Genomic DNA, 6406 nt, shown 5'->3' with positions numbered 1-6406 from the left:
GCGTCTCTTTCTCCCGTCTCAACGATGAAGCCCAGGTACATTATGCCAAGCCTCTCTGTCACATGACGCACGACGGAAAGGTCATGCGCTATGAAGAGATACGAGAGCTTGAGCTCATCGCGCAGGTCCATCATGAGGTTCAGCACCTGGGCCTGTATCGAGACGTCGAGCGCGGAGACTGGTTCGTCCGCTATGATAAAAGAGGGATTCGTCGCAACTGCGCGCGCGATGCCGATGCGCTGGCGCTGGCCGCCGGAAAACTGGTGCGGGTAGCGGTCGGCCTGCTCTGGACGGAAACCTACGATATCAAGGATCTTCAGCATCCTCTCTGCGGCCTCTTCTTTTGTTTTCGCTATGTCGTGGAAAAGCATCGGCTCCATGATTATATCTCCGACCTTCTGCCTTGGATCCAGAGAGGCGTATGGGTCCTGAAATATCATCTGCATCTTTTTTCTGAGCGGTAGCATCTGCCTTTGAGAAAAGTTCGTTATCTCCTCTCCGTTAAAGAGGACTTGTCCGCCTTTTGGCTCTATGAGTCGGATGACCGACCTTGCCGTCGTTGATTTGCCGCAGCCGGACTCGCCCACAAGACTGAAAACCTCTCCTCTTTTTACGTCGAAGGAGACTCCGTTCACCGCATGCACCACTTTTTTCTTCTTTCGGGCAAGCCTGTCCATCAGCGAATACGGCTGCGAGAAGCTCTGCACCAGCTCTCTTACTTCGAGGATGTTGTCGTTATTCATTGTCCGAAACCCCTTTCAGCGGATGGAAGCATGCGACGCGGCGATTTGCCCCCGCCTCTTGCATAGGAGGATAGCTTTTCAAACATTCGTCCGTGGCGCGTGAGCATCTCGGTGCAAAGTAACATCCGCTTGGAAGGTCAAAGAGGCTCGGCACCATTCCCGATATCTGCGGAAGGCGTTTTGACCTTTCGCCTGCCATCTTCGGGATGGAGTCAAGCAGCCCGCGCGTGTACGGGTGAAGCGGGGAATCTATCAGTTCGCGCGTCGGCCCCTCCTCAATTATCCTCCCGCAGTACATCACGTCCACCTTGTCCGCCATCTCGGAGACTACAGCCAAGTCGTGCGTTATAAGGATGAGCGACGAACCTCGTTTGTCCACCAGCGTCTTCATAAGCCGCAGTATCTGCGCCTGCACGGTGACGTCAAGCGCCGTTGTAGGTTCGTCCGCTATTATGAGTTCGGGGTTTGCCGCAAGCGCTATGGCGATGACCACTCTCTGGCGCATCCCTCCGGAGAACTGGTGCGGATAGCAGACGAGCCGTTCTTGCGGGTTGGGGATGCCGACCTCGCGCATCAATTCAAGCGCTCTTTGTTCGCGCTCGGCGCCGTTCAGACGCGTATGCAGCATGAGCATCTCGTTTATCTGCGCGCCGACCGTCTGAAGCGGATTGAGCGAGGTCATCGGGTCCTGAAAGACCATCGCTATTTCCCTGCCCCTTATATGGCGCATCTCTTCTTCGCTCTTGCTGAGCAGATTTTCACCTTTAAACAGCACTTCACCGTCCGTGATTTTTCCGGGAGGGTCGATAAGCCCGAGCAGAGAAAAACCGGTCACAGATTTGCCGCCCCCAGATTCACCGACAAGTCCCATTATCTCGCCTTTTGAAAGCGTGAAATCAACGCCGTCCACAGAACGGACAGTTCCGCGAAACATGGCGAATGAGGTCTTAAGGTTTTTAACTTCGAGTAATTTTTCAGACATGACCTGCACCTACTTAAGACGCGGATTAAACTCGTCCCTTAGGAAGTCACCGAGCAGGTTTATTCCGAAGACGAGCAGCATTATAAAAATACCGGGAAGGACGGACGACCACCAAAGGCCGCTGAAGAGAACGTCGTATCCATTCTTGACAAGAAGTCCCAGCGACGGCTCCGTCACCGGCACGCCGACGCCAAGATAGCTGAGCGTCGCCTCCGTGAGAATGACTGAGCCTATCTGGATGGTCGCTATGACTATGAGAGGCGTCAATGTGTTTGGAAGTATATGGCGGAGGATGATGGGCAGCGGAGAAAGCCCGATGAGCTTTGCGGCCTCGACATACTCCTTGTTTTTTTCAACGAGGACGGCGCTTCGCACGGTGCGCGCGTAGAGCACCCACCCCACTATGGTGAGCGCTAGTATCAGCTTCCACATTCCGCGCCCGAAGGCCGCCATTATAAAAAGAGCGACTAGCATCGCGGGAAAGGAGAGCTGGACGTCTACGATGCGCATCAGAATGCTGTCAGTCCTGCCTCCGAAATATCCGGCGACAAGCCCGAGCACAGTGCCGATCACACATGATATGATGACGGAGCCCACCCCGATGAAAAGCGAAATGCGGCTGCCGTAGACGATGGCGCTCAACATGTCGCGCCCCTGGTCGTCGGTGCCGAAAGGAAAGGCGGAGACTCCGCCCTCCATCCACATGGGCGGCTTATAGGCGTCCATTAAGTCGAGAGAGGCGATGTCGTATGGATTCTGCGGCGTAAAAAACGGGCCTACGAGCACCATCAGCACGAAGAATACTACTATCGCAAGGCCGCAGACGGCGCCTGGATTGCGAAGAAAGTTGTGCATGAACTCCCCTTTTAGGAAATTAGCTTTTTTGTTTATCATCAGGCTCACCTCAGGTCGATTCGCGGGTCGATCATCGTGTAGACAATGTCAACAAGGAAATTGATTATGACGAACATTGCCGCGACAATCATTAAATAGGCTACGATGACCGGCCTGTCCGCCGTATTTATCGAGTCAACCAGCAGTTTGCCCATGCCGGGCCAGGCAAAGATAGTCTCAGTGACTGTGGCAAACGCGATAAGGCTTCCCACCTGAAGGCCGAAGACCGTAACTACTGGCACCAGCGCGTTTTTCAGCGCGTGAGAGAATAAGAGCCGGTTCCATGAGACGCCCTTTGCGCGCGCGAATTTGATAAAATCCTGCCTCATTACCTCCATGAGCTGCGCTCTAGTAAGGCGTATCAGCATGGCAAGCGTGCCAAGAGCAAGCGAGACGGCGGGGAGTATGATATGTTTGAAGCCGTCCCAGGTGAGAAAGGCAAACGGAATGCCAAAAAGCGTTCCCGTGTCTCCGCGTCCGGAAGAAGGCAGAAGTCCCTTTTCAACCGCGAAATAGAAAATGAGCAGTATCCCCACCCAGAAAGAGGGCAGCGATATACCAAAGAGGGAGCCTCCCATTATCATGCGGCTCAATATATTATTGGGCCACGCCCCGGCAAAGACGCCGCACGGGATCGCGATGACGACAGATATCAACACCGAAAGAAATACAAGCTCAAGCGTCGCGGGCATACGTTCAAGTATCAAGTCGAGCGCGGGCCTTTTGAACATATAGGAGACTCCGAGGTCTCCGTGCAAAAGGTTGCTCAGAAAGATTTTATATTGGACTATGAGCGGCTTGTCGAGGCCAAGCGCAATGCGCGCCTCTTCTATCTGCGCCTCGGTGGCGGTGGGCGGCACTATCATCAGCACAGGGTCGCCCGTGAAGCTCATCAGGCTGAAGACGATCACAGAAACGACAAAAAGGACCATGAACATCTGAACGATCCTTACTATGAAATATTTAAACAACGGCGTCACTCTCCTTTATAAGATAATTGCGGCTCAGCACTGGTAAGGGCGGACCTTCTTTTCAAACTCATCTTTCATCGCGGCGCGGAGCGCGGCGTCCATCATCACATCAAGCCCCGTCATTGCAAGTCCTTTAGCGGCAAGCAGCACCACGTCGTCTGCGCGTTTTGAGGCGGCGGCTGTGCGGAAGGATTCGTGGTGCGATATTAGCTCCGCCGCGTCGCCGATGGAGAGATATTCATGTATTGCGGGCGTCACGAGCGAGACGTTTCCGATGTCGGAGGAACCGACCTGCGCGTTATAATCGGGATAATCCATCTCTTCGCCAAGCGGCGCCATGTTGGCCTTGAACGCCTCGCCAAGAGTGCGGCTCGGATAGCGCTCCGCGTAAAGCCGCCCGCAACTTACCTTGGCCTTTGCTCCTGTGACAAGCGCGGCAGCCTGCGCCGCGCGTTCCATATCGGCGTACATGACGAGTATCTCTTTCTTCCTGGCGGCGCGGACCGTAAAGGCGGCGCGGGCATATTCGCATATTACGTTCGAAGCTTTGCCTCCGTCCGTTATGATGCCGTTGATTTTGCTTGTGTTCGGCCAGGTCTGCTGTATGGCGTCTATTGAGGTGAAGAACGAAATAAGCGAAGCAAGCGCGTTTATTCCCGCAGATGGCGTCGAAGAATGCGCCGCCTTGCCGAAAAACTCCACATAGACGCTCTGCGCCGCAAGGCCGTGGCGGCAGATTATATTTTCTGACGCGGGGTGCATCATAAGCGCGCAGTCATAACCGTTAAAGGCGCCAGCCTCTACCATCGGTATTTTGCCGCCCTCCGTCTCCTCGGCGGGAGTGCCAAAGAGCGTAACCTTTCCACCTGCGCCGGACTCTTTAAGCGCGGCCGCAAGCGCGACTGCGGCGCCAACGGCGGAGGCGGCTATTATGTTGTGGCCGCAGCCGTGGCCTATGCCCTCAAGCGCGTCATATTCAGAAAGAAAGGCTACCGCAGCTCCCTCTTTTCCTGTGTCGAAGGTCGCCTTAAAGGCCGTCTCCATTTCGCAAAACGGAGATTCTACGGCGAAACCGTGATTTTTCAGCAGCGCAGTCTGCCACGCGCAGGCCTTGAATTCTTCAAGGCCAAGCTCCGGGTTGTCGTGGATATCATGACTCAGCCCGAGCAGCTCTTCCCGCAAAGCCTCTACTGTGTTACAGATAAATTCCTTTTGTTTGTTCAAAAACTTCGCTTCCAGTCCTTTAAATTTATCGATGCTTGCCTCGCAGCATAAAAATACGAAACACGGCCGTCCTTATTCGAACCTTCCCTTGACGACTGTAACGCCCTCTTCCATCATTATTTTTCCCTTTGAGATCACATAACGCAAAGAGAGGGCGTCATCCAAGATAAGCAGGTCGCATGAAAAGCCGGCGCGCACGCTCCCCTTGTCTTTTATCGAAAGCCTGCTTGCCGCGTTTGCCGTGGCGAGGCTTACCGCGTCTGCAATACTGACGCTCTTATTTATGATAAGTTCTCTTATGATTTTGAGTACCGAGTTCACTGGAGCGGCAGAAATGCTCTCAAGCTCTCCCGCCGCGTTGAAACGCGGCAGCGAGCCGTTGCCGTCAGAACTCAGCGTAACGTGTGAAAGAGGGGTTCCCGTTTCCTTTAAATAGGCAATAGCCGCGGCGCTTTTGACCCCATTGGAGCTGTCGTCTGCGGTATGCGCCGTAATATCGATATATCCACCGTCGCGCGCATATTGCGCCGCCTGTTCCAGCATTTTTGGGTTTCTCGTCACATGTGTGGGCAAAAATTGCGACAAAGGAATGTTCGTAGCAGCCAGGGCCTCTGTTATAAGGCTGAAAGCGTCCGCGTCGCTTCCCATGTGCAGACAGACGACGCCGGCTTTCCCAGAAAGAATGCCCGCGACCCTCGCATCGGAGGCAATCCGTCTTAGCTCATCGCGAGTCGGGTAAGAGCCTCTGTGGTCGCCAAGCGCGAGCTTAACGCCGATAACTTTGTCTACAAGGCATATATCGCGGCGAACGCTTTCGGTGATCGTAACAGAGGGCAGACTATAGCTGCCGGTATGTATCCAAGTGGAAACACCCTCCGCTTCAAGCGCGCGCGCCTTCATAAGAAGTTCTTCAATAGAGCGGCAGATGCCGTCCGTCCCAAGCAGGCCGACGACGGAGGTGACTCCTCCTTCTATAAGGGAGGAAAGCCGCACCGGCGGCGTTCTGTTTATCGGGCCGCCTTCGCCGCCGGCGCCGTTGATATGTATGTGCTGGTCTAAAATTCCTGGCATTGTGAGCGCGCCTTTTGCGTCTATCAACTGAAGCGGCACGCCGGCCTCTTTGATAAGCGCAGGGGATATTTCACCGGCTGGTGTTACTTTTATTATCTCAGGCCCCTCTGCGAGGATGTCGCAGATACCCATAGCCTCTGGTGCGTAAAGATCAGCGTTTCTGATAAGCAACATTTTCGATGTCTCCTGTTTCGCCGTGGCAAAGATTTTATCCCGTATCCCGGGCATCGGAATACTTTAGGATAATGTTGCCGTCTTTTTATACAAGCTTTGTAATTATAGCAAATAGATGCCTAAAAGGATACGGTTTGAAGAATCATCACGTGCATCAAGTACAGAGGCCTCGCAAAACGCGAGGCCTCTGTACTTGTATAGGTCGTCTTATTTTTGGCGCGCTGCGCGCCGGTGGCGCGTTATTTCAGGAAGTCCTCCACTATTGAGACGAACACCGCGCTTCCGCTTGAGAAGACGTCTTCGTCCACGTCGAATTTCGGATTGTGATGCGGCACGTCCGTTCCTTT

6 protein-coding genes are annotated in these 6406 nt (G+C 54.0%); all 6 read right to left on the bottom strand.

Annotated elements, in window-relative coordinates; genetic code table 11:
- On the bottom strand, nt 1-743 hold a 743-nt coding region (locus tag RRY12_12120), incomplete at its 3' end, for a dipeptide/oligopeptide/nickel ABC transporter ATP-binding protein (GenBank protein MEG2185417.1).
- Nucleotides 736-1725 (bottom strand): ABC transporter ATP-binding protein, encoded by a 990-nt coding sequence (locus RRY12_12115; protein ID MEG2185416.1) that lies wholly within the window; start codon nt 1723-1725, stop codon nt 736-738. The genes RRY12_12115 and RRY12_12120, both read right to left, overlap by 8 nt.
- 9 nt (nt 1726-1734) lie before the next feature.
- Nucleotides 1735-2619, bottom strand: a complete 885-nt coding sequence (locus RRY12_12110; protein MEG2185415.1) for an ABC transporter permease — start codon at nt 2617-2619, stop codon at nt 1735-1737.
- A gap of 5 nt (nt 2620-2624) precedes the next feature.
- Entirely contained in the window at nt 2625-3599 is a 975-nt protein-coding gene (locus RRY12_12105) for an ABC transporter permease (protein MEG2185414.1), read from the bottom strand.
- Between the two features lie 24 nt (nt 3600-3623).
- Nucleotides 3624-4814 carry a M20 family metallopeptidase gene (locus tag RRY12_12100; GenBank protein ID MEG2185413.1) on the bottom strand — a complete coding sequence of 397 codons (1191 nt, stop codon included), beginning with the start codon at nt 4812-4814 and terminating at the stop codon, nt 3624-3626.
- A gap of 72 nt (nt 4815-4886) precedes the next feature.
- On the bottom strand, nt 4887-6059 hold the full coding sequence (gene iadA / locus RRY12_12095) for a beta-aspartyl-peptidase (protein MEG2185412.1): 1173 nt from the start codon (nt 6057-6059) through the stop codon (nt 4887-4889).
- Between the last annotated feature and the right edge of the window lie 347 nt (nt 6060-6406).

The sequence above is a fragment of the Cloacibacillus sp. genome, from assembly GCA_036655895.1.
GTDB lineage: Bacteria > Synergistota > Synergistia > Synergistales > Synergistaceae > JAVVPF01.
Note: the sequence above shows the minus strand (reverse complement) of the source record. Positions and strands in the feature narration are given on the sequence as shown.